This is a genomic window from Micromonospora sp. ABR4_055 (assembly GCF_056160425.1).
Window position 1 is genome coordinate 1 of sequence record NZ_JBSWXD010000071.1, and the last position, 19,973, is coordinate 19,973.

Here is a 19,973-nt window from a genome sequence, read left to right on the forward strand (position 1 = left end):
GCCCGGGCGTACGGCACGGCCGCCCCGGCCAGCCCGCACGCCGGGGTCACCACCACCTGGGCGGCGGCCCGCTCCGCCGGGAACCCCAGCTTCGACCAGAGGGTACGGACCTGTCCCGCCGCCCGCGCCGAGGCCGGTGCCGCCGCGCCGGTCGCTTCCCCGGTCGCCGGCACCACCCCGGCGAACAGCCCCATCCCGGCGTCGATCGCCTCACCGACCGGGTCCAGGTCGGTGAGCAGCTCCAGGTCGGCGGCGATCGCGACGGCTCCGGCGGCCCGCAGCAGACCCACCGGTACACCGGGGGCGCAGCAGTGCACCACTACCGGCACGCCGACTCCGGAGATCACCTCGGCGAGCAGGTCCCGGACGGTGCCGGCGACGACCGCCCGGTAGGTGTGCAGACCGCTGTCGGTGCGCAGCGTCCCGGCCAGCACGGCGGGCAGCGAGGGCTCGTCGAGTTGGAGCAGCAGCCGCGCGCCCGGCACCCGGCGTGACACCTCCGCGACGTGCTCCCGCAGGCCTTCGGTGAGCGACGCGGCGAGGTCACGTACGGCGCCGTGGTCGCGGACCAGCCGCCCACCGAGGCCGACGTCGAGAGCGGCGGCCAGCGTCCACACCCCGGCGGCCTGCAGCTTGACCGGCCCGGTGTAGCCGTCGGCCTGCTCGGTCAGCTGGTCGAGGTCCCGTTCCCGCAGGTCGAGTGCGCGGCGCAGGTCCCGGCCGGGTCGGGCGGCGACCCGCCACCGACCGGCGTACAGCTCGACCGGCAGGTCCACCAGGAAGGTGGCGCCGCGTCCGATCATCTCTGCCCCCGGCCCCCGGGCCGGCAGTTCGGGCAGGTGCGGCAGGCCCGGCAGTTCACCGAGGACGATCCGTTGCGCCTCGGCGACGTCGGTGCCGGGCAGCGAACCGATCCCGCTGGCGGCACCTGGCGGCCAGGGCCACGGTGAGTCCGTCGCAGGGACGGCCGGCTCCGGGCTGGACGGACTACGCGGGTCGGTCACGTCAGGTCACTCGCGTCGGTCACGTCCGCCGACTCTACCGGTCAGCCGGCGATGGTCGCCGAGCCGAGCACCACGTCGCCGGCCGGATCGGGCCGGTAGGCGACCATCGCCTGGCCGGCGGCGACCCCCCGGACCGGCCGGTGCAGCTGGGCGTGCATGCCGGCATCGGTCAGCTCGACCACCGCCGGGGTGGTCGACCCGTGCGCGCGCACCTGGAGCATCGCCTCGACCGGACCGGTTGGCCGGTCCCCGCCGATCCACACCGGGCGGACACCGGTCACCGCGTCGACGTCCAGCGCCTCGGCCGGGCCTACGGTCACCGTGTTGCTCGTCGGTGTGATCGACAGCACGTAGCGGGGTCGACCGTCCGGCGCGGGCACCCCGATGCCCAGGCCACGCCGCTGGCCGACGGTGAACGCGTACGCCCCGTCGTGGCGGCCGACAACCGCGCCGGTCGTCGCGTCGATCACGTCGCCCGGGACGTTGCCGAGCCGGTCGGCGAGGAATCCACGGGTGTCGCCGTCGGCGATGAAGCAGATGTCGTGTGAGTCGGGCTTGTCGGCCACCGCGAGCCCGTACCGCGCCGCCTCGGCCCGGACCTGCGCCTTGGTCGAGTCGCCGAGCGGGAACATCGCCCGGTCCAGCTGGGCCCGGTTGAGCACGGCGAGCACGTACGACTGGTCCTTGGCCAGGTCGACGCTGCGCCGCAGCAGACCGTCGGGGCCGAGCCGGGCGTGGTGGCCGGTGACCACCGCGTCGAACCCCAACGCCACCGCGCGGTCCAGCACCGCCGCGAACTTGATCTTCTCGTTGCAGCGCAGGCACGGATTGGGGGTACGCCCGGCGGCGTACTCGGCGACGAAGTCGTCCACCACGTCGCTGTGGAACTGCTCGGCCATGTCCCAGACGTAGAACGGGATGCCGATCACGTCGGCGGCCCGCCGGGCGTCCCGGGCGTCCTCGACGGTGCAGCAGCCACGGGCCCCGGTGCGGTACGTCTGCGGGTTGCGCGACAGCGCCAGGTGCACACCGGTCACGTCGTGCCCGGCGGCCACCGCCCGAGCCGCCGCCACCGCCGAGTCGACCCCGCCGGACATCGCCGCCAGCACTCGCACCGTACCCATCTCCTGCCTGATCGTCGCCTCGGTTCGAGGGTAATCGTCCCGCAGCGGCCCCGGGTCAGCCGGCGGCGGGCGGCGTCGCCTTCGTGCCGCGGACCGCGCCGGCCCGGCGGGCCCGCTCGACCGCACCGGGCAGGGCCGCCACCAGCGCGTCGACCTCGGCCCGGGTGGAGTCGTGGCCCAGGCTGAACCGCAGGGACGAGCGGGCTCGCTCGTCGTCGTCGGCCATCGCCAGCAGCACGTGCGACGGCTGCGCGACCCCGGCCGAACAGGCCGAGCCGGTCGAACAGGCGATGCCCTGGGCGTCGAGCAGCAGCAACAGTGCGTCGCCTTCGCAGCCGGGGAACGAGAAGTGCGCGTTGCCCGGGAGCCGGTCGGCCGGGTCACCGTTGTAGATCACGTCCGGTACCACCTGGCGTACCCGTCGGACCAGGTCGTCGCGGAGCGCACCGACCCGCGCCGCGTGCTCGGCCTGGCGTTTCACCGCCACCTCCACGGCGACCGCGAACGCGGCGATCCCGGCGGTGTCGACCGTGCCGGAGCGGACGTCGCGCTCCTGGCCACCACCGTGCAGCAGCGGGGTGCAAGTGACGTCCCGGCCGAGCAGCAGGGCGCCCACGCCGGCGGGGCCGCCGAGCTTGTGACCGCTGACGGTCAGCGCGGCGGCGCCACTGGCGGCGAAGTCGACCGGAACCTGACCGACCGCCTGGACCGCGTCGGTGTGCAGCGGTACGCCGGCCCGCGCGGCCATTGCCGCGACGGCGGCGACCGGTTGCACTGTGCCGACCTCGTTGTTCGCCCACATGACGGTGACCAGGGCCAGCTCGTCGGCGGCGGCGTCCAGCTCGGCCTGCACGGTGGCGTCGTCGACCCGACCGGTAGCGTCCACCGGCAGCCAGGTCACCTGGGCCTGCCCGTGCTCGGCGAGCCACTGCACGGCGTCGAGCACGGCGTGGTGCTCGACGGTGCTGGCCAGGATCCGCCGCCGGGCAGGATCCGCCGCCGAACGTGCCCAGAAGATTCCCTTGACCGCGAGGTTGTCGCTCTCCGTGCCGCCGGCGGTAAAGATCACCTCGGACGGCCGGGCGCCGAGGGCGGCGGCGACCCGCTCCCGGGCCTCCTCGACCGTACGCCGGGCCGCCCGTCCGGCGGCGTGCAGTGACGACGCGTTACCGACCCGGCGGGCGGTGGCGACGTAGGTCTCCACCGCCTCGTCGAGCATCGGCGTGGTCGCGGCGTGGTCGAGATAAGCCATCACCAGCAAGCCTATCCGCCGGGTCGGGTCCGGCGGATAGGCGGCCGGACCCGATCAGTCAGGTCGGTACGGCGGTGGCCGCGACGCCCTGCGGGACGGTCACCTCACTTGCGCTTGCGGATCTCCTCGGCCGCCTGCGGGACCACCTTGTTCAGGTCACCAACCACACCGAAGTCGGCGAGCTCGAAGATCGGCGCCTCACCGTCCTTGTTGACCGCCACGATGGTCTTCGCGGTCTGCATCCCGGCCCGGTGCTGGATCGCCCCGGAGATGCCCAGCGCCACGTACAGCTGTGGGGAGACGGTCTTGCCGGTCTGCCCCACCTGGAACTGATGCGGATAGAACCCGGAGTCGACCGCGGCCCGGGAGGCGCCCACCGCGCCGCCGAGCAGGTCGGCGAGCTCCTCGACCAGTTTGAAGTTGTCGCCGCTGCCGACACCGCGCCCGCCCGAGACGACCACGGACGCCTCGGTGAGCTCCGGCCGGGAGCCGGACTGCTCGGCGACCCGCTCGACCACCTTGGCCAGCTTGTCGGAGTCGGCGACCTGCACCTGCACCTGCTCCACCTGCGGGGTGGCCGGGGCCGGCTCGGGCGCCACCGAGTTGGGCCGCAGCGTCACCAACGGCAGGCCCCGGGTGACCCGGGAAGTGACGATGGTGGCGCCGGCGAACGCGATCTGGGTCGCCGTGCCGTCGGCGGCCAGGTCGACCACGTCGGTCAGCAGGCCGTTGTCCAGCCGTACGGCGAGCCGACCGGCGATCTCCTTGCCCTCCTGCGAGGAGGCGAGCAGCACCGCGCCGGGCTGCACCCGGCCGATCAGCTCGGCCAGCACGGTCACCTTCGGAGCGACCAGGTAGCCGTCGATCTCCTCGCTCTCGGCGGCGTACACCTTGCTGGCGCCGTACTCACCGAGCTTGTCGGTCATCGCGGCGGCCGCACCCGGCCCGCCGAGCACCACCGCGGACACCTCGCCGCCCAGCTTACGGGCCAGGGTCAGCAGTTCCAGGGTGACCTTCTTGACGCCGAACTCACCGGTGGCCTCGACGACAACGAGAACCTCAGCCATGTCAACCTCCCCGCTCACACGAACTTCTCGGACGCCAGGAACTCGACCAGCCGTACGCCGGCCTCGCCGTCGTCGACGACCTTCTGCCCCGCCGACCGTGGTGGGCGCTTGTGGTGCTCGACGACCTCACTGGTCGCCCCGTCGAAGCCGACCTCGCTGGCGGCCACCCCCAGATCGGCCAGGGACAGGCTCTGCACCGGCTTCTTCTTTGCCGCCATGATCCCCTTGAACGAGGGGTAGCGCGGCTCGTTGATGGTGTCCCACACCGAGACCACCGCCGGGGTGGCGGCGCTGACCACCTCGTAGCCCTCTTCGCTCTGCCGTTCGACGGTGAGCGTGCCGCCGTCGACGGTCAGCTTGCGGGCGCCAGTCAGGGCGGCGATGCCGAGCCGTTCGGCGAGCATGTGCGGCATCACCTGCACCCGCCCGTCGGTGGACTCGGCACCGCAGAGGATCAGATCCGCCCCGAGGGTGCCGAGCGCCGCGGCGAGGACCTTGGAGGTGGCGACCGCGCAGGAGCCGTGCAGGGCGTCGTCGACGACGTGCACCGCCTTGTCCGGCCCCATCGACAGCGCCTTGCGGATCGACTCGGCCGCGCGGTCCGGGCCCATGGTGAGGATGGTCACCTCACCGCCGTTGGCCTCCCGCAGCCGCAGCGCCTCCTCGATCGCGTACTCGTCCATCTCATTGATCACGTTGTTGGCCGACCCGCGGTCGACGGTGTTGTCGTCACCGCGCAGGGCGCGTTCCGCGCCGGAATCGGGCACCTGCTTGACGAGTACGACGATGTTCATCGCGCTTCGACACCCCTCCTGTAGGTGGTGCTGCTCTACCACTCTCGGCGCAGCCTGCCGCTTTCCTTAACGATCGGTCAACCGAGCACCGCTGTGGAATGCCCCACCCGCCATGTTACCCGCAAGTAGCCAAGGGCCAAACGACCCCACCGACGGGCCGGCCGGACCGTACGACCGCCCTGGTCAGCAGGGGGACGGACCGGTCAGGAGGGAGTGGCCAACGCCTGCCTGATCTTGGAGATCATCGCCGTCTCCGCCGGGTCGACCCCGGACGCGGCCCGCGCTACCCGGTCGACCGCCTCGGTCACCGCCGACCGGTAGTGCTCCAGGTCGTGCGGGGCCTTCGCGGTGAGCACCGCCACCGACTGCCGCAGCGCCGGCAGCACCAACTGCTCCACCGCCTCCGGCGTGTCCCGTGCCAACTTGGGCAACTCGCCGCTGGTCAGCACGTCGTTCACCAGACCCGACGTCCCGGCGAACACGTCCGAGGCAGCGAAGCTCTCCCGGACCATCGACACCAGCCCCGGGTCCGCAGCCGACACCAGGTAGACGGCACCGAAAGCACCGGTCTTCAGTGTGCTGCGCTCGTCATCGGTCAGCTCGGCCACAGACGGTGAGTCTAGTCGGCGATAATGATCCACGTGTGGAGTGCGCTGCGCCGGTGGTTCGATCCCCAGCAGCTGCGCCGGGTCGGCACCGCGCCCGACTACCGGTTCTCGCTGGCGAACGAGCGGACCTTCCTGGCCTGGATCCGGACCGCCCTGGCGTTGGTCGCCGGCGGGCTGGCCATCGCGCAGTTCCTGCCTGAGCTGTCCGTGGCCCACCTTCGGGAAGGGCTGGCGGTGACCCTGCTGCTGCTCGGCGGGACCGTCGCGCTGCGGGCGGTCGACCACTGGTCCCGTACCGAGCGGGCCATGCGGTTGGGCACCGACCTACCGGCGTCCCGGTTTCCGGCGTTCCTCGCGATGTGTGTCGGTGTCGGTGCCACCGCGTTGACCATCGTCGTGCTGGTCGAGGCGGCCAGTGGCTGATCCCACCGACCCGCCGGCCCGCGAGCACGGACCGCCGGCCCGGGACCCCGGTCTGCAGCCCGAACGGACCCGGCTGGCCTGGCGGCGGTCGGCTCTGGCGCTCACCCTGGTGGTGGCGCTCACCATGCGGCTGGCCGTCGAGCGGGGCGGAGCCGCCACGCTGCTCGGTCTGTTCGCGGTGATCGGTTGGGCCGGGCTGATCGGCCACGCCTACCGGCACGCCAGCGGCCCACGACGTCCGGCAGCCGGACAGATCAGCACGGAGGTGCCCCTGCTGGGGCTGGTCACCGCCGGTTACGCGGCGCTCGGCGCCATCCTGATCCTCAGCTGACTAGGCTGAGCCCGCCGGGCGGGGCATCATTGCGGGATGGCCCGCGTGTTCATCCTGCTCTTCATGCTCCACGTCGTGCTCATGGCGGTGGCGCTGATCAGCTGCCTCTCAGCGGAGAAAGGTGACGTCCGCGCCCTGCCGCGCCTGCTCTGGGTGCCGGTCATCATCGTCATCCCACTCCTCGGGCCGGCCGCCTGGTTCCTCAGCCGCCGGCCCGGCTTCGGCAGCCCGTCACCGCTCGGCGGCGTCCCCAGACCGACCGGTACCCCGCCACCGCGCAACCGTCCGACGGCCCCCGACGACGATCCCGAGTTCCTGCGCGCGCTCGACGCCGAAAGGTCGAAGCAGGATCGCGAGCTCTTCGAACGGTGGGAGGAGGACCTGCGCCGCCGGGAGGACGACCTGCGCCGCCGGGACGCCGCAGACCCCCGGGAGGACCGCCGGCCCGAGTCAGGCGCCTGACCCGGGCAACCCGAGCGGCCCGCCCGGAGGGTGGTCAGGTCAGACCCGGCGCTTGAACCGGGCGAGCGCCAGCGGCGCGAACACCGCCGCGATGCCGGCTGCCCAGAGCAGCGAGAAGCCGACCGGTCCGGCGGCGGGCGCGCCACTGAGCAGGCCACGCAGGCCGTCGGCGAGGATCGTCACCGGGTTGACCTCGACCCAGGCCTGAAGCCAGCCCGGCATAGTCTCGGTCGGCACGAATGCGTTACTGGTGAAGGTCAGCGGAAAGATCACCATGAAGCCGAAGATCTGCACCTTCTCCGGCTCGCTGACCATCACCCCGACCAGCACCGAGATCCACGACGCGGCCAGGGTGAAGGCCAGGATCAGCGCGAACGCGCCGAGCAGGCCGACCGGACCACCTTCGACCCGGTAGCCGAGGATCATCCCGACACCCAGCAGCAGCAGCACCGACCAGGCCTGCTTGACGGTGTCCGCCAGGATCCGCCCGGCCAGCGGCGCCCACCGGGCGATCGGCAACGACCGCAACCGGTCGAACACCCCCTTGGTGAGGTCGGTGTTCAGCCCGAACCCCGTGGTCATCGTCGCGAAAAGGGCGTTCTGCACGATGATTCCCGGCAACGCGAAGGTCAGATAGTCCCCCGGCGTGCCGGCGATCGCGCCGCCGAACACGTAAGTGAACAGCAGCAGGAACATCAGCGGCTGGACGCTGAGATCGAGCAGCTCCAATGGATTGTGCTTGATCTGCACCAGGCTCCGCCAGGCCAGGGTGCGGGTGTGCCGCAGCCCGGCCACCGGGCTGACCCACTGGTGCCGCCCGGACAGCTCGGACGTGGTGGCGGTGGTGGCGGTCAACGGATTCCCTCCATGGTGTCGGCGGTCGGCTGTGCTCCCGTACCGGCCGGCCCGGTCGCCGGTGTCGGGCGCTCGCCGGAGCCGGTCTCCGAGCCGCCGGGGCCGGTCGCAGAACCGGTGCCGGTCGGCGATCCGCCGGAGCCCGGATCGGCCCGGTGGCCGGTGAGCGACAGGAAGACCTCGTCCAGGCTTGAGCTGCGCAACGCCAGCTCACCCACCTTCACCCCGGACTCGTCGAGTCGGCGGACCACCGCCGGCAGCAGGTCCGCATCGGCGGTGCTCACCGTCACCGTGGTCTGAGCCAACGACGGCTCGTTGCCGGACAGCTCCCGCAGCGCGGTCAGCACCGTCGGCAACTGTTTCGGATCGGTCGGGCGCACCGCGAGGACCTGGGCACCGGTCTTGGCCTTCAGCTCCTCCGGCGTACCGCCGGCGATCACCCGACCGTGGTCGACCACGGCCAACTCGTCGGCCAGCTGGTCGGCCTCCTCCAGGTACTGGGTGGTGAGCAGCACCGTCACGCCACCGGCGACCAGCCCACGGACCAGCTCCCACAGCTCGTTGCGGCTGCGCGGGTCCAGCCCGGTGGTCGGTTCGTCGAGGAACAGCACCTGTGGCCGTCCCACCAGGCTGGCCGCCAGGTCGAGCCGGCGGCGCATACCGCCCGAATAGGTCTTGGCCGCGCGATCGGCGGCGTCGGTGAGTTGGAACTCGGCCAGCAGTTGCCGGGCACGGGAGCGCGCGTCCCGCCGGGACGACCCCAGCAACCGACCGATCATGATCAGGTTTTCCACGCCGGTCAGCGTCTCGTCGACCGAGGCGTACTGCCCGGTCAGTCCGATCGACTGACGGACCTGGTGAGCCCGGCCGACCACATCGAAGCCCAGTACCCGGGCGTGCCCGGCGTCCGGCCGCAGCAGGGTCGCGAGCACCCGAACCGCAGTCGTCTTGCCGGCACCGTTCGGACCGAGCAGGCCGAACACGGTGCCGGTACGGACCGCGAGATCCACCCCGGCCAACGCGGTCGTCGCGCCGAACCGCTTGACCAGGCCCTCGGCCCAGATCGCGTGCGACATCCTCACTCCTGTCGTTTGTCTGCAGACCCACAATGAACGACAGGACCGACATTCCGCCAAGCATTTGCCGACCAGACCGGGGTCGGCGACCTCTCAGAGCCAGGTCCGACCAGCGCTCAGGCCAACTCCGACCAGGGGTCAGGCCAGGTTCGACGAACGCGGATAGGCGTCCTCCGGGTCGGTCACCACATTGACCAGGTACGGCACCCCGGCGTCGAAGGCCCGGCGCAGCGCCGGACCGATGTCGCCGGCCTTGGTCACCGTCTCCCCCGCGCCGCCCAGCGCCCCGACTATCTCGTCGTAGCGCAGCCCCGGCTGCAGGTCGGCGGCGACATCGTAGCCGTACATGGCGCGCATCGGGTGCTTCTCCAGCCCCCAGATGCCGTTGTTACCGACCACGATCACCACCGGCAACTTCTGCCGGGCCAGCGACTCGACGTCCATCAGCGAGAAGCCGGCTGCACCGTCGCCCATCAGCACGCAGACCTGCCGGTCCGGGTAGGTGAGCCGAGCACCCATCGCGTAGCCCATCCCGGTGCCCAGGCAGCCGTACGGGCCGGGGTCGAGCCAGCTGCCCGGCACCGACGGCTCCAGGTAACGGCCGGCGTACGAGACGAAGTCACCACCGTCGCCGATGGTCACGGCGTCCGGGTCGAGCACCGCCCGCAGCTCGCCGTAGATCCGCGACGGGCGGATCGGGTCGGACCCGGCGGCGAGCTCGGCCGCGTCCCGCGCCCGGGCCTGCTCCTCGGCGGCGCGCAGGTCGGCCAGCCAGCCGGTGTGGTCGGCCCGGTCGCCGGTGTGGTCGGCGAACGCGGACAGGATCAGCCGCAGGTCACCGGCGGGCGAAACGGCCGGCTGCACGTGGGTCGCCCGCTGGCCCGGCGCGTCGACGACGTGCACCACCTGGGCGGTGCCGAAGTCACCGAAACTGAGCCGGAAGTCCAGCGGGGTGCCGATCACGACCACCACGTCGGCCCGGCCGAACGCGACCCGCCGCGCCTTCGCGAAGGCCAGCGGGTGCCCCGGCGGCAGCGACCCACGCCCCATGCCGTTGGTGAAGACCGGCACCTGCAGCGCCTCGGCGGCCTCCCGCAACGCCGCGACGGCGTCCCCGGCGTACACGTCGGAGCCGGCGACGATCACCGGACGGTCGGCGGCGGCGATCAGCCGGGCCGCGCGGGCGACCTCGTCCGGGTCGGGCTCGACCACCGGCACCGCGGCGGCGGTCGGCGCGGTCACCTCGGCGGTCGAGAAGATCACCTCCAGCGGCAGGTCGAGAAAGGCCGGGCCGCGGTGCGGGGCGAGCGCGGCGGACAGCGCGGCACCGACCGCGGCCGGTACGTCGTCCGTCGCGGCGACCGTGGCGGCGTGCTTGGTGACCGGGGCGACCAGCGGTACGTGGTCGATCTCCTGCAGGCTGCCCGACCCCCAGCGGAACGCCGGTGCCCGGCCACCGAGCACCAACACCGGCGCGGCGTTGAAGAAGGCGCTGGTCAGACCGGAGATGCCGTTGGTGACGCCGGGGCCCGCGGTGAGTGCGGCGAGCCCGGGGCGGCGCTGCAGTTTCGCCACCGCCTCGGCGGCGAAGACGGCGGTCTGCTCGTGCCGTACGTCGTAGATCGGGAAGTCGGCGGCGTGCGCGGCGTCGTACAGCGGGAAGATGTGGCCACCGGAGAGGGTGAACAGCTCACGTACGCCGTACGCCTGCGCGGCGGCCAGTGCCAACGTCCCGCCGTGTCCCTCGATCCGTTCCACCATCGTCGATGCCTCCCGTCGCCCCGGGCCCGCCCGGCCGGCGCACCCCCGAGCAGGTTACCGCTCAGTCACTTAGCCCGGCACCCACGCGCGTCCGGCACCGCCGACACCAAGCCGGTCGGGGTACGGCGGAGGGGTCGGTCGAGGGCCGGTACGGGCTAGCGACCGGTGAAGTCGGGCTTGCGCTTGGCGACGAACGCCGCCATCCCCTCGGTGCGGTCGTCGGTGGCGAACAGGCCGGCGAACAGCTGGCTCTCCCAGGCCAGGCCGGAGGCGAGGTCCATCTCCAGGCCCCCGTCGATGGCCAGCTTGGCCGCCCTGACAGCCTGGGCCGGGCCGGTGACGAACGGTCGCACCATGTCGAGTGCCGCCATGTACACCTGGTCGGCCGGGACGACGCGGTCGGCCAGGCCGATCCGCTCGGCCTCGGCGGCGGCGACCATCCGTCCGGACAGGATGATGTCCTTGGCGCGGGCCGGGCCGACCAGCCGAGCCAACCGCTGGGTGCCGCCGGCACCGGGGATGACCCCCAGCTTGATCTCCGGCTGGCCGAGTTTGGCGTCCTCGGCGACCACCCGCCAGTCGCAGGCCAGGGCCAGCTCACAGCCGCCGCCGAGGGCGTAGCCGGTGATCGCGGCGACCACCGGTTTCGGGATCCGGGCGACCGCGTCGAACGCGCTGGACAGCTGCGCCGCGCGGGCCGCCATGTCCACGTACGACATGTCGGCCATCTCTTTGATGTCGGCCCCGGCGGCGAAGACCTTCTCACCGCCGTAGACCACGACGGCGCGCACCCGCTCGTCGTCGGCGACGGTACGCGCGGCCTCGCGCAACTCCTCCTGCACCGCCGCGTTGAGCGCGTTCATCGGCGGCCGGGCCAGCCGGATGGTGGCAATCCCCTGCTCGACCTCGACCAGCACCAACTCCGGCACGGCGGACCTCCCCATCGACGTCGCGTTCTGGGACAGCCTACGGGGAACACCGGAGAGTGGGTAACGTGATCCACAACGTGAGGGAGGGCAGGCGGATGACCACCTACTACGATGACAAATCCGTACGGATCACCTCCACAGAGATCCGGGTGGACCAGCACCGACATCCGCTCACCCAGGTGCACCGGATCTGGCAGCGGCGGGGTGCCCGCTCGTGGAGCGCCCTGGCCGGCCGGGGCATGGTCGGCGTCGCCTTCCTGGCCCCGGTGGCGACCGCGCTCCTCGGCCTGGTCACCGCGCTGACCATCGACGCCTCGCCGACCGTCACCATCGCGCTGATCGGCGGATCGATCCTGGTCGGGCTGGTCATCATCCCGATCGCGGACCTGCTGCTCGGGCTGCTCGACGACTCCTACGACCGGGGCGCGCACCTGCTCGAACTCTGGGCCGACGTACGGGGCGCTCCGGTGCTGCTGGTGTCCGACCGGGACGCGCTGCGGGTGGGACGCATCCATCGCGCGCTGCGCCGTGCGGTCGAGGCCGCACTGGCGTCGCAAGCGCCTGCTCCGGTCCGGGCCGCTCCGGCCCGCCGGGCGCTACCCCGGCCCACGCCCGGCGGTGCCGACCGGCGCGCCAGCGGTGGTGGCCGGCGCACCGCACAATAGGGAGATGCCGCTCCCGCTGCCGTCTCCGGCGAGTCTCATCGCACTGACCAGATCCACCGTCGGGCAGGTCGCCGGTGCGGTGACCGGCGCGGCCGGACGGGCCACCGGCCAGGCCGGTGAGGTGGCGACCTGGATGGGCCGGCTCACCTCCGAGTACGCCGCCGTGCCGTCGCGCGCGTTCGCCGTACTGGATGAGATCGAGGCTCTGGTGCAACGGGTCGGCACCGTGGTCGACCGGGTCGAGGTGCTGCTCGACCGCAGTGAGCGGGTGGTCGCGGAGGCGGAGGAGGCGACGCTACGGGTGGAGGCGATCGCCACGGCGGCGACCGACGCGGTGGCGGCCGCGACCCGGGTGGCGGCCGCCGCGCAGACGCTGCTCACCGATGCCGACCGGGTAGCGGTGGGGGCCAGTCGGGTGGTGGGGCGCAGCGAGGAGATCGCCGACCGGTCGGTCGAGCTGATCGGCGAGTACGAGCCGGCGCTGCGCCGGGGTGCCCCGATGGCCCGGCACTTCGTCGAGCAGTTGAGCGAGGACGAGGTGGACGCGGCGGTCCGGCTGGTCGACGAGCTGCCCCGGCTGACCCAGCACCTCAAGGCCGACGTGCTGCCGATCCTGGCCACCCTGGACCGGGTCGGGCCGGACATCCACGACCTGCTGGAGGTGACCCGGGACCTGAAGTTGGCGGTGGCCGGCATCCCAGGTCTGCGGATGTTGCGCCGCCGGGGAGCGGACCGGCTCGGTGAGGACGAGGCCCTGCCGTCGGGTGAGTGAGCGCCAGGCCAGCGCTAGGACGCCTGGCGGACGGGCATCTCGGCCAGCCAGACGTCGGCCAGGTCACCGAGGGGGACGTCGAGGGCCTGGCTGAGCCGGACCACGGTGCCGAACGCCGGTGCCGGAAGCCGGCCCGCTTCGATCTTGCGCAGCGTCTCGGGGGAGATCCCGGCCGCCAGCGCCACCTCGACGAGGCTGCGGCCGGCCCGCGCGACCCGCAGCGCGGCGCCGAGTCGCTGGCCTGCGGCGATCTGTTCGGCGGTGAGTGGTTGGCGAACCATGCCCAGCAGGATAGCCCTCCGGAGCGCCCTCGATTCGGCGTGGTATAAAAATACCACAGAGGGAGAGGGAGTCTGTCGTGATCGAGCTCAAGTCCGCCCAGGAGATCGACCGGATGGCGATCACCGGCCAGTTCGTCGGCGAACTGCTCGCCGAGCTGAGCGGTGTCGCCGCAGTCGGCGTCAACCTGATGGACATCGAACACCACGCCCGGCGGCGGATCGCCGAACGCGGCGCCGAGTCCTGCTACTGGGACTACGCCCCGTCGTTCGGCCGCGGTCCGTTCCGCAACGTGCTGTGCCTGTCGGTCAACGACGCGGTGCTGCACGGCCTCCCGCACGACTACGTGCTGCGCGACGGTGACCTGCTCAGCATCGACATGGCGGTCGGCATCGACGGCTGGGTGGCCGACTCCGCGGTCTCCGTCATCGTCGGCACCCCCGATCCGGCCGATCTGCGGCTGATCGAGGCGACCGAGGTCGCCCTCGCGGCGGCGATCGCCGCCGCCCAGCCCGGCGGCCGGCTCGGCGACGTCTGCGCCGCGATCGGCGACGTCGCCGGTTCGTACGGCTACGGCGTCAACGGCGAGTTCGGCGGTCACGGCATCGGCCGCACGATGCACGAGGACCCGCACGTCGCCAACACCGGCCGCGCCGGCCGTGGTATGCGGCTCGACCCCGGCCTGACCATCGCGATCGAGCCCTGGTTCTGCCACTCCACCAACAAGATCAGGTACGACGAGGACGGCTGGACGATCCGCTCCGCTGACGGCTCCCGTACCGCCCACTCCGAACACACCGTCGCCATCACACCGTCCGGTCCCCGGGTCCTGACCGGCCGCCCGACCCCCTGACCGGAGCAACACGATTGCTAAACGTTCTGTTGAAAACGTTGAGTTGACATCGGTGCGTTGGCGTGCTTGAGTCGACACTGTGACCACCGACGACCTGTTCACCCCGCCCGACGCGGCGCAGTCGCGGGCGCACCGCCGGCACGCTGCCCTGCTCCGGATCGCTGAGCGGCACGCCGACACCACCGCGCGGCGGCACCGCCATCTGCACCCGCAGGTGGTCGACCCGTACGAGGCGGTACGGCTGGCACTCAGCCTGGCCAGTGGCGGCGCCAAGGCCGACCCGGACGAGCCGGAGCTGGACGTCAGCGACCTGATCGCGGCACTGACCCTGGTCGCCCCGGTCCGCGCCGACCTCGACGCCGTCGAACTGGGCCTGCTGGAGGCCGCCCGGAGCCGGGGACTCACCTGGCAGGCGATCGCCTTCGGGCTCGGCCTGGGCACCGCGCAGGCTGCCCGGCAGCGCTACGAACGACTCGCCGGACGCAGCGGTCCGGCCGGCGAAGCCGACTGATCAGTGCGGGTCAGCGCCGGTGCCGATCGCCTGACCGGCACCGGGCAGGGACTCGCTGGCCGGCTGGGTCAGGCGTGGACCAGCACCGGTCGACGCAGGTCCTCGACGTCGACGACCTCCCGGCCCAGCGGCCAGAACGCCGCCGGCACCAGCTTGAAGTTGGCGATGCCGAACGGAATGCCGATGATCGTCAGACAGAGCGTCACGCCGGTGACGATGTGGGTGAGCGCCAGCCACCAGCCGGCCAGCACCACCCAGAGGATGTTCGCCAGCCCGGAGCCGATCCCCGCCCCCGGCTTCGCGACCAGCGTCCGGCCGAACGGCCAGAGGGAGTAGTAGGCCAACCGCAGCGACGCCACCCCGAACGGGATCGTGACGATCAGCACGAAGCAGACGAGGGCTGCCACCGCGTACCCGAGGCCGAGCACGATGCCGCCGCCGAAGATGAGCCAGAGCAGGTTGAGAATGACTCGCATGTCTCGATGATCCCGCATCCGCGCCACCCGGCACCGGCGGTTCGTGATCAGCGGTCTGTTGGTAGACCGACCAGGCGTGGCCGGGCGGGCGGGCGGTCAGCCGGCCAGGGCGTCGATCTCGGCGCGCTGCGGCAACGACACCGAGGCCCCCAACCGGCGTACGCAGGCCGCACCGGCCGCCGACGCCCACCGGACCGCGGACACCAGGTCCCGCCCCTCGCCCCAGGCGACCGCGAGCGCGCCGGTGAACGCGTCACCGGCGGCGGTGGAGTCCACCGTCTCGACCGGGAAGGCCGGCACGTGGTGCACCGTACCGTCGCGGTCGGCGAACCAGGCACCCTCGGCACCCAGGGTGAGCACCGCCCGACGGACCACCGTCAGCAGCGCCGCCGGGTCCTCCCGCCCGGCGCCGACGACCGCCCGCGCCTCGGCATCGTTGACCACCAGCAGATCCACCGCGTCGAGCAGTTCGGCCGGCAGCTCGCGCGCCGGGGCGGCGTTGAGGATCACCCTGGTGCCCGCACCGCGAGCCGCCGCCGCGGCGGCCAGCACCGTCTCCAGCGGGATCTCCAACTGCGCCACCAGCACGTCGGCGTCGCGCACCGCCGCCAGCTCCGGCTCGGTGAGCCCACGGAACGCCGCGTTGGCGCCCGGGGTGACGACGATCGCGTTCTCGCCGGCCGCGTTGACCATCACGACCGCGACGCCGGACGGCCCGTACACCACCCGCAGCTGGCTCGTGTCCACCCCGGACCGGGCGATCCGGCCGGTCAGGGTGACGCCGAACGCGTCCGAGCCGACCGCGCCGAGGAACACGCAGTCGCCACCGGCGCGGGCCGCCGCGATCGCCTGGTTGGCGCCCTTGCCGCCGGGCACCGTGACGAAGTCGGTGCCGAGCAGGGTCTCCCCCGGCGACGGCAGTCTCGGCGCGGTCGCGACCAGGTCCATGTTCGCGCTGCCCACCACCGCGATCCGCGGCGCTGTCACCACGTCCTCCGCTCAGCCGGCCCGGGCGGTGAACCGCTGGCCCGCCCGCTCGACGACCAGCTGCACACCGAACGTCTCCGACAGGTGTTCGCCGGTGATCGCGGCCGCCAACTCGCCGGCCGCGACGACGGTGCCGCCGCGCAGCAGCAGGGCGTGGGTGAAGCCCGGCGGGATCTCCTCCACGTGGTGGGTGACGAGCATCAACGCCGGGGAATCCGGGTCCTGGGCGAGGACCCCGAGCCGGCCGACCAGCTCCTCGCGGGCACCGAGGTCGAGCCCGGCCGCCGGCTCGTCGAGCAGCAGCAGCTCCGGATCGGTCATCAGCGCCCGGGCGATCTGCACCCGCTTGCGTTCGCCTTCGGAGAGGGTCCCGTACTCGCGCTGCGCCAGCCCGGCCACGCCGAACTGGCCGAGCAGCTCCTGCGCCCGGCCCACGTCGAGCTCGTCGTAGCGCTCCCGCCACCGGCCGACCACCGACCAGGCGGCGGTCAGCACCACGTCGAGCACCCGCTCGGTGCCGGGGATCCGCTCGGCGAGCGCGGCGGTGGTCAGCCCGATCCGGGTCCGCAGCTCCGCCAGGTCGGTGCGCCCCAACTGCTCGTCGAGGACCCGGACGGTGCCGGTCGTCGGGTGCAGCCGGCCGGCGGCGAGGCTGAGCAGGGTGGTCTTGCCGGCACCGTTCGGGCCGAGCACCACCCACCGCTGGTCGGGCTGCACCCGCAGGGTGATGTCCTGCAGCAGGGCCGTGCCGGAGCGGGTCACGCCCACTGAGTCGAGCTCGATCACCAGGTCGTCAGCAACGGTAGGCACCGGACCATCCAATCACGCCGTGGGTGGTGCCGCCCCACCTGGCCGTGCCGGGGTGGCCGGCACCACCCGACGGGTGTCCCCGGGGTCAGGCCACGGTGGATCCGAAGACCTCGTCGCGGGCGGCGTCGAGGGCGGTCCGCAGGGCACCCTGCAGCACCGGCTCCTCGGTCAGCTCGGTGACCACGACCCGGGGGGCGACCAGGGTGATCGCGGCGACTTCGTGCTGCACCCGTTCGGCCAGGGCGCTGCCACCGGCCTGGCCGACCTCGCCGGTCAGCACGACCAGCGGCGGGTCGAGCACCACGCAGCTGCTGGCGACGCCGAGCGCGAGCCGGCGGGCCAGCTCGTCGAGCAACGGCCCGCCCCGGGTGCCGGCGGCGATCGCGGCCCGCACCGCGTCGCCCGCGCTGGCCGCCCGGAACCCGTGTTCGCGGGCCACCGCCCGGACCGCGTCGGCACCGGCGAGCTGCTGGAAGGCCGGCTTGGCGCGGCGGGAGACGTCGCGCGGGATCGGTGCGCCGGGCACCGGCAGGTAGCCGATCTCACCGGCCGCGCCGGTGCTGCCGTGGTGCAGCCGGCCGCCGAGCATGATCGCCAGGCCGACCCCGACGCCGGCCCAGACCAGCACGAAGTCGGGCACGTCGCGGGCGGCGCCGGCGTGTGCCTCGGCGACTGCGGCGAGGTTGACGTCGTTTTCGAACACGACGGTGGTGTCCAGGTCCTCGCGCAGGGCGGCGAGCAGGCCGCGGTGCCAGCGCGGCAGGTTGTACGCGAAGGTGATGTCGCCGTTGGCCGGGTCGACCAGGCCGGGGGTGCCCAGCACCACCCGCCGTACGCTGGCCAGCTGGGTCTCGGCGCTGCTGGCGGCCTGCACGACCGCGTTGTGCACCACACCGACCGGGTCGTCGGTGTCCCTGGTGGACTGTTCGACCCGGCCGATCACCGATCCGGTGATGTCGGCGCAGGCGGCCACCACCCGGTCCGGTCCGACGTCGACTCCGACGACGTGCGCGCTGGCCGGCTGTACGGCGTACAGCTGGGCGTTGGGGCCCCGGCCTCCGGCCTGCTCGCCGACCCGGGTGACCAGCCCGCGCCCTTCCAGTCGCTCGACCAGCTGCGACGCCGTCACTTTGGACAGTCCGGTCAGCTCGCCGAGTTGCGCCCGGGTGAGTGGTCCGCGGGCGATGAGCAGCTCCAGCGCCGCCCGGTCGTTGAGCGCTCGCAGCAGCCGGGGTGTGCCGGGCAGGCGCGGGGAACCCATGTGGTCGTCCTCTAGCATTTAGGAAAGTTAACTATTATCTTGGCATCCGCAACGGAAGTAGCCGTAGCGTAGTCGCCGGTGACACCCTCGGCGGTCGGACGACCCGGCACTCACCGGCAACGAACAGTGCCTCCCCGGTGCGTCACTCGGACCGCGGAGACGCCACGGAGGGGGAGAACATGCCGAACGACCAGGCTCTGCGGCGACTGGCGCTGCGCACCCTGCTCGCCGCCTACCCCGGCACCACCGTCCCGCAGTGGGCGGTGGACCTGGTCGGCGACGGGCTCGCCGGACACACCCTGTTCGGCGGCAACGTGGACCGACCCGGGCAGTTGCGGGCCGCCACCGACGCGCTGCGGGCCGCCCGGGCCGACGTGCTGGTCGCCATCGACGAGGAGGGCGGCGACGTGACCCGGCTGGCGCACGCCACCGGCAGCCCGTACCCCGGCAACGCGGCGCTCGGCGCGGTCGACGACCCGGCGCTGACCCGGCAGGTCTACCGGGCGATCGGCGACGAGCTCGCCACCTGCGGGGCGAACCTCGATCTGGCACCGACCGTCGACGTGAACACCGCCGACGACAACCCGATCATCGGCACCCGGTCGTTCGGGGCCGATCCGGCGCTGGTCGCCACGCACGCGGCGGCGGCCGTCGCCGGGCTGGCCGACGCCGGGGTCGCCGGCTGCGCCAAGCACTTCCCCGGCCACGGCGCCACGGTCACCGACTCGCACCTCGAACTGCCCACTGTCGACGTACCGATGGCGGTGCTGCGCCGGCGGGACCTGCCGCCGTTCGCCGCCGTGGTCGAAGCCGGCACCCCGGCGATCATGACCGCGCACATCCGGGTCCCGGCGTTGACCGGCGACGCGCCGGCCACCTTCAGCCGGGCCGCGCTGACCGGCCTGCTCCGCGACGAGTACGGCTTCGCCGGGGTGATCGTCACCGACGCGCTGGAGATGCGCGGCGCCACGCTGGCCGCCGGTGGGATCGTGCCGGCGGCGGTCGCCGCCCTGGCCGCCGGTGCCGACCTGCTCTGCATCGGCGCCCGCGTCGACCACGCACTGGTCGAACGGGTCGCGGCGGGCATCGTCGCCGCGATCGGCGACGGGACACTGCCGGTCGGCCGGGTCGAGCAGGCGGCCGACCGGGTGACCGCGCTGGCCGCCGTGGTCCGGCCGGCGGCGGATGGAACCGCCGGCCCGGCCGACCTGGGGTACGCCGCCGCCCGCCGCGCCGTCCGGGTGGAAGGCACCCTCGACGGGCTGGCCGACGCACTGGTGGTGCAGCTGACCGCCGGCTCGACGATCGCCGAGGGTCGGGTGCCGTGGGGCCTCGGACCGCACCTCGGCCACGCCCGGCAGCTGCGGGTGGCACCGGCCGAGGTGACCGCCGAGCAGGTCGCGACGGCCGCCGACGGCCGGCCGTTGGTGCTGGTCGGCCGGCACCTGCACCGGGTGCCCGGTGCCGGTGACCTGATCGAACGGCTGGCCGCCCGGCACCCGGTCGCGGTGGTGGAGATGGGCTGGCCATCGGCCTGGCGCCCGGCCGGGGTGCGTGCCTTCGTCACCACCTACGGTGCGAGTCACGCCAATGGCCGGGCCGCCGCCGAGGCCCTCGGCCTGGCCGCCTGAGTACGCCGTCGGAGCACACCGTTTCGCGGTGCGCTCCGACGG

At 73.0% G+C, this 19,973-nt stretch carries 23 protein-coding genes; 8 read left to right on the forward strand and 15 right to left on the reverse strand.

The window, feature by feature from the left end:
* The 6 genes from ACXAHD_RS17435 to ACXAHD_RS17460 all read right to left on the reverse strand — a co-directional run.
* Positions 1–1,004 (reverse strand): uroporphyrinogen decarboxylase/cobalamine-independent methonine synthase family protein (locus ACXAHD_RS17435; RefSeq protein WP_475051705.1); only part of this gene is annotated, 1,004 nt, incomplete at its 3' end.
* Positions 1,005–1,045: 41 nt separating this feature from the next.
* Positions 1,046–2,119, reverse strand: a complete 1,074-nt coding sequence (gene mnmA, locus ACXAHD_RS17440) for a tRNA 2-thiouridine(34) synthase MnmA (protein WP_281555487.1) — start codon at positions 2,117–2,119, stop codon at positions 1,046–1,048.
* Between the two features lie 64 nt (positions 2,120–2,183).
* Entirely contained in the window at positions 2,184–3,380 is a 1,197-nt protein-coding gene (locus ACXAHD_RS17445) for a cysteine desulfurase family protein (protein ID WP_281553774.1), read from the reverse strand.
* Positions 3,381–3,484: 104 nt separating this feature from the next.
* The gene (locus tag ACXAHD_RS17450; protein WP_281553773.1) at positions 3,485–4,447 is read right to left on the reverse strand and encodes an electron transfer flavoprotein subunit alpha/FixB family protein; all 963 of its coding nucleotides are present in this window, start codon (positions 4,445–4,447) and stop codon (positions 3,485–3,487) included.
* A gap of 14 nt (positions 4,448–4,461) precedes the next feature.
* Complete coding sequence (locus ACXAHD_RS17455) at positions 4,462–5,241, reverse strand: electron transfer flavoprotein subunit beta/FixA family protein (protein WP_281553772.1); 780 nt, start codon at positions 5,239–5,241, stop codon at positions 4,462–4,464.
* A 203-nt stretch (positions 5,242–5,444) separates the two neighbouring features.
* A complete protein-coding gene (locus tag ACXAHD_RS17460; RefSeq protein ID WP_278167647.1) occupies positions 5,445–5,849 on the reverse strand; it encodes a hypothetical protein in 405 nt (134 codons plus the stop codon).
* Between the two features lie 33 nt (positions 5,850–5,882).
* Between ACXAHD_RS17460 and ACXAHD_RS17465 the strand changes: the two genes are divergently transcribed.
* Genes ACXAHD_RS17465 through ACXAHD_RS17475 form a run of 3 tightly spaced genes read left to right on the forward strand, consistent with a single transcriptional unit; the run spans position 5,883 to position 7,065 of the window.
* Positions 5,883–6,272, forward strand: a complete 390-nt coding sequence (locus tag ACXAHD_RS17465; protein ID WP_281553771.1) for a YidH family protein — start codon at positions 5,883–5,885, stop codon at positions 6,270–6,272.
* A complete protein-coding gene (locus ACXAHD_RS17470) occupies positions 6,265–6,603 on the forward strand; it encodes a DUF202 domain-containing protein (RefSeq protein WP_281553770.1) in 339 nt (112 codons plus the stop codon). Before ACXAHD_RS17465 ends, ACXAHD_RS17470 begins: the two co-directional genes overlap by 8 nt.
* A gap of 36 nt (positions 6,604–6,639) precedes the next feature.
* Entirely contained in the window at positions 6,640–7,065 is a 426-nt protein-coding gene (locus tag ACXAHD_RS17475; protein WP_281553769.1) for a PLD nuclease N-terminal domain-containing protein, read from the forward strand.
* Positions 7,066–7,104: 39 nt separating this feature from the next.
* Here ACXAHD_RS17475 and ACXAHD_RS17480 read toward each other — a convergent pair whose 3' ends face one another.
* The 4 genes from ACXAHD_RS17480 to ACXAHD_RS17495 form a co-directional block, all read right to left on the reverse strand.
* Positions 7,105–7,920, reverse strand: a complete 816-nt coding sequence (locus ACXAHD_RS17480) for an ABC transporter permease (protein ID WP_281553768.1) — start codon at positions 7,918–7,920, stop codon at positions 7,105–7,107.
* Positions 7,917–8,996: an ATP-binding cassette domain-containing protein gene (locus tag ACXAHD_RS17485; protein WP_289212422.1), complete on the reverse strand. Its 1,080-nt coding sequence runs from the start codon at positions 8,994–8,996 to the stop codon at positions 7,917–7,919. Before ACXAHD_RS17485 ends, ACXAHD_RS17480 begins: the two co-directional genes overlap by 4 nt.
* 138 nt (positions 8,997–9,134) lie before the next feature.
* On the reverse strand, positions 9,135–10,757 hold the full coding sequence (locus ACXAHD_RS17490; protein ID WP_281553766.1) for an acetolactate synthase: 1,623 nt from the start codon (positions 10,755–10,757) through the stop codon (positions 9,135–9,137).
* A gap of 155 nt (positions 10,758–10,912) precedes the next feature.
* Positions 10,913–11,686: an enoyl-CoA hydratase-related protein gene (locus tag ACXAHD_RS17495; RefSeq protein ID WP_281553765.1), complete on the reverse strand. Its 774-nt coding sequence runs from the start codon at positions 11,684–11,686 to the stop codon at positions 10,913–10,915.
* 95 nt (positions 11,687–11,781) lie between these two features.
* On the opposite strand from ACXAHD_RS17495, the gene ACXAHD_RS17500 reads away from it, so the two are divergent.
* Both ACXAHD_RS17500 and ACXAHD_RS17505 read left to right on the forward strand, forming a co-directional pair.
* Positions 11,782–12,351: a DUF6232 family protein gene (locus ACXAHD_RS17500; protein WP_281553764.1), complete on the forward strand. Its 570-nt coding sequence runs from the start codon at positions 11,782–11,784 to the stop codon at positions 12,349–12,351.
* A 4-nt stretch (positions 12,352–12,355) separates the two neighbouring features.
* Positions 12,356–13,123 (forward strand): hypothetical protein, encoded by a 768-nt coding sequence (locus ACXAHD_RS17505; RefSeq protein ID WP_289212421.1) that lies wholly within the window; start codon positions 12,356–12,358, stop codon positions 13,121–13,123.
* A gap of 14 nt (positions 13,124–13,137) precedes the next feature.
* On the opposite strand, the gene ACXAHD_RS17510 is transcribed toward ACXAHD_RS17505, so the two are convergent.
* Positions 13,138–13,404: a helix-turn-helix domain-containing protein gene (locus ACXAHD_RS17510; protein WP_123600369.1), complete on the reverse strand. Its 267-nt coding sequence runs from the start codon at positions 13,402–13,404 to the stop codon at positions 13,138–13,140.
* A gap of 77 nt (positions 13,405–13,481) precedes the next feature.
* Here ACXAHD_RS17510 and map point away from each other — a divergent pair, with 77 nt between their 5' ends.
* Positions 13,482–14,255 (forward strand): type I methionyl aminopeptidase, encoded by a 774-nt coding sequence (map, locus tag ACXAHD_RS17515; protein WP_281553762.1) that lies wholly within the window; start codon positions 13,482–13,484, stop codon positions 14,253–14,255.
* Positions 14,256–14,334: 79 nt separating this feature from the next.
* Positions 14,335–14,766, forward strand: a complete 432-nt coding sequence (locus ACXAHD_RS17520) for a DNA-binding protein (protein WP_281553761.1) — start codon at positions 14,335–14,337, stop codon at positions 14,764–14,766.
* Positions 14,767–14,834: 68 nt separating this feature from the next.
* On the opposite strand, the gene ACXAHD_RS17525 is transcribed toward ACXAHD_RS17520, so the two are convergent.
* The 4 genes from ACXAHD_RS17525 to ACXAHD_RS17540 form a co-directional block, all read right to left on the reverse strand.
* Positions 14,835–15,242 (reverse strand): YccF domain-containing protein, encoded by a 408-nt coding sequence (locus tag ACXAHD_RS17525; RefSeq protein ID WP_289212419.1) that lies wholly within the window; start codon positions 15,240–15,242, stop codon positions 14,835–14,837.
* A gap of 96 nt (positions 15,243–15,338) precedes the next feature.
* Positions 15,339–16,229 carry a ribokinase gene (locus ACXAHD_RS17530; RefSeq protein WP_281553759.1) on the reverse strand — a complete coding sequence of 297 codons (891 nt, stop codon included), beginning with the start codon at positions 16,227–16,229 and terminating at the stop codon, positions 15,339–15,341.
* A 12-nt stretch (positions 16,230–16,241) separates the two neighbouring features.
* Positions 16,242–17,051 (reverse strand): ABC transporter ATP-binding protein, encoded by an 810-nt coding sequence (locus ACXAHD_RS17535; RefSeq protein WP_475051714.1) that lies wholly within the window; start codon positions 17,049–17,051, stop codon positions 16,242–16,244.
* A gap of 73 nt (positions 17,052–17,124) precedes the next feature.
* Positions 17,125–18,300 carry an ROK family transcriptional regulator gene (locus tag ACXAHD_RS17540; RefSeq protein ID WP_278167628.1) on the reverse strand — a complete coding sequence of 392 codons (1,176 nt, stop codon included), beginning with the start codon at positions 18,298–18,300 and terminating at the stop codon, positions 17,125–17,127.
* A gap of 179 nt (positions 18,301–18,479) precedes the next feature.
* On the opposite strand from ACXAHD_RS17540, the gene ACXAHD_RS17545 reads away from it, so the two are divergent.
* The gene (locus ACXAHD_RS17545; protein WP_289212417.1) at positions 18,480–19,931 is read left to right on the forward strand and encodes a glycoside hydrolase family 3 N-terminal domain-containing protein; all 1,452 of its coding nucleotides are present in this window, start codon (positions 18,480–18,482) and stop codon (positions 19,929–19,931) included.
* Positions 19,932–19,973: the final 42 nt, after the last annotated feature.